2 protein-coding genes and 1 pseudogene are annotated in these 2321 nt (G+C 62.4%); all 3 read right to left on the reverse strand.

Annotated features, from left to right (window positions below; all coding sequences use genetic code 11):
* Positions 1 to 680: 680 nt before the first annotated feature.
* Positions 681 to 1478: pseudogene (locus tag AC628_RS41265) on the reverse strand (IS66 family transposase); the annotation flags it as partial.
* Between the two features lie 70 nt (positions 1479 to 1548).
* A complete protein-coding gene (gene tnpB, locus AC628_RS41270) occupies positions 1549 to 1896 on the reverse strand; it encodes an IS66 family insertion sequence element accessory protein TnpB (protein WP_074132533.1) in 348 nt (115 codons plus the stop codon).
* Entirely contained in the window at positions 1893 to 2288 is a 396-nt protein-coding gene (gene tnpA / locus AC628_RS46290) for an IS66-like element accessory protein TnpA (RefSeq protein ID WP_074132534.1), read from the reverse strand. Before tnpA ends, tnpB begins: the two co-directional genes overlap by 4 nt.
* Positions 2289 to 2321: the final 33 nt, after the last annotated feature.

The raw sequence follows: 2321 nt of genomic DNA on the forward strand, positions 1-2321 counted from the left end.
CCGATGGGGACGGTCCTCCGGTCGGGCTACGCCCTCCCTTCGGTCCGTCCCCATCGGCGCAGTCTCATCCTGATTGTCGCTGGAGTCTCACCCTGATCGCCGCCGCGCACGGCTTGCTCGGCTGGTTCATCGACGTCCTCCTGTTGCCAGTTGCGACGATGGCCAGCCCACCTGATCCGATCCCTTCGCTCCGGCCCCATTACGAGCCTTCATCGCTAATACGGATCGGTCCGTCCCAGTGCTCCGCGTCGGTAATCTCGCCTCGCGGTCTTCTCCGCTTGTGCTTCTCCCTTTCCATCGGAGCGACTGGTTCCTGCAGTTCCGCAGCAGCGCCTGCATCCGATTCACGCCCCCTCAACGCCGGTCGCCGCCCGCCCGGTCATCAGGCTTCCGGCGGGCTCATCCCAGAGGGACGACACACCTCTGGTTTTGACGACGATTTCCACGTTACGACGGTTCATCGGTGGGTTCATTTTCATTCGTCTCTCGGATGCGTATCCGTTCGGGTCTCCCCCGACCGTTAGCTTCAACGCTCACGACCGCGCCTCTTAAGCGAAGCCGCTTGAAGTGATTTGAGACCTACTCCTGAAAGTCGATCCCGAGGGGCCTACCCTCATCGCTGCCACAGCTTGTGCACACAGATTTTCAGATCATTCGATCATCCTTTCTGTGTGCTTCTGCAGCACACTATCATCGGCATGAAGGCGCTCGGCCGCCATGACATGAGCTTCGATCAGGCGCAGCAGGGGATCCAGCGACGCACTGACCGATCCTACGGCGTCCGCCATGGTCGACAGCGCGATCGGCACGCCTTCCAGGGCGTAGCGCTCAGCCTGGCGGTTTAAAGGCTGATGTTGGCCGAACTTCTCGAACATGATCATGGCCAACAGGCTCGGGCCGGCCCATCCCCGTGCGACGGCATGGAATGGCGCCGCGGCCTGACTGATCTTCTCGCAGTCGCGGCAGGAGAACTTCTCCCGTACCGTCTCGATCACCTTCCACTGGCGCGGCACCACTTCCAGCGTGCGCGTCACGTCCTCGCCGAGCTTGCGCAGACGATTGCCGCCACAGCACTCGCAAGCCTTAGGCCCATCGATCACCACCCGCTCCCGGGGCAGGTGCTCGGGGAAGGTCTGGCGCTCGGCGCGCTTGCGGGTAAATCCCCGCAGCGTCGTCGTCTTGGCCACGGCCTGTTCCGCCGCCAGTTCGTCCTCGGTGGCGTCGGCTTCCAGCTCTTCGAGTGCCAATGCCAACTGCTCGATCAGGCGCGACGAACGCTCCGACCGCTGGCCGTAGATCTGATGCTTTAGCTTGGCAATTTGCAGCTTCTGCTGGGCAATCAGCGCTTCGTCCTCAGACGCTTTCGCACGGGCGACCGCAAGTTCAGCGGCGATCTCCAAACCCTTCGCGCGCTCGACTGCCAGCGCCTTCTTCAGAGCGGCAACGTCATCCGGAACAGCGTCGCGGTCGGCATCCATGCGACGCAGTGAATCACAGATTGGACGCGATGGGACTCCCCAAAAATGCAAAATCTGCTGGATTTTGTACTCAACCCGCGCTTCTCGGTCGCCAGCTCAGTTGTGGATTCCGCCAGTCGATCCCTTCCAGCATATAGGCCATCTGCGCCGCTGAGATCGATACCGCGCCGTCCGACGCCGAAGGCCAGATGAACTTCCCACGGTCCAGCCGCTTGGCATAGAGCGACATGCCAAACCCATCATGCCAAAGAATCTTGACCAGATCGCCGCTGCGGCCCCGGAAGATGTAGAGATCGCCGGCATGGGGATCGCGCTTCAGGCTCTCCTGAACGGTAAGAGCCAGGCTTCGCATGCCGCGGCGCATATCGGTGTGGCCGGTCGCGATCCAGACTCTGACGCCGCTCGGAATCGGAATCATCGTCGTCGCAAGAGCTCAAGAACCTGCTGCAGCGCCTCAACGTCCACGTCACGGTCAACGCGAACTCGACAACCGCCCCCGAGCTCAATCTCGATGATTCCAGCCCTCGCACGCTGCGCCGGCGGTGAAGACGCCAGTTGTGGTGCGCCGCTCGAGATCGGAGCCGCTACAGGTGTGATCTCGACGGGAACAAGAGCAGGCGCAGCATCTCCGCCCAGTCGCCCCTGGCGCGCTTGTCGACGCCAGGTGAACAGCAGGCTATGAGCCACCCCGTGCCGGCGCGCCACTCCGCAGACCGTCTCGCCGGGCTGCAATGTCTCTTCGACAAGGCGGACCTTCTCGTCGTAACTCCATCGCCGCCGACGCTCGGCGCCCAACACGTTGACCTGCATTCCCGACGTGACCTTAAAGCTAGACTAATGGGA

The sequence above is a fragment of the Bradyrhizobium sp. NAS96.2 genome (assembly GCF_001908235.1).
GTDB lineage: Bacteria > Pseudomonadota > Alphaproteobacteria > Rhizobiales > Xanthobacteraceae > Bradyrhizobium.

Bases quoted from the DNA above. Each gene is read 5' to 3' on its own strand.
- tnpB (WP_074132533.1), bottom strand. From the start codon at position 1,896: ATGATTCCGATTCCGAGCGGCGTCAGAGTCTGGATCGCGACCGGCCAC.
- tnpA (WP_074132534.1), bottom strand. From the start codon at position 2,288: ATGCAGGTCAACGTGTTGGGCGCCGAGCGTCGGCGGCGATGGAGTTAC.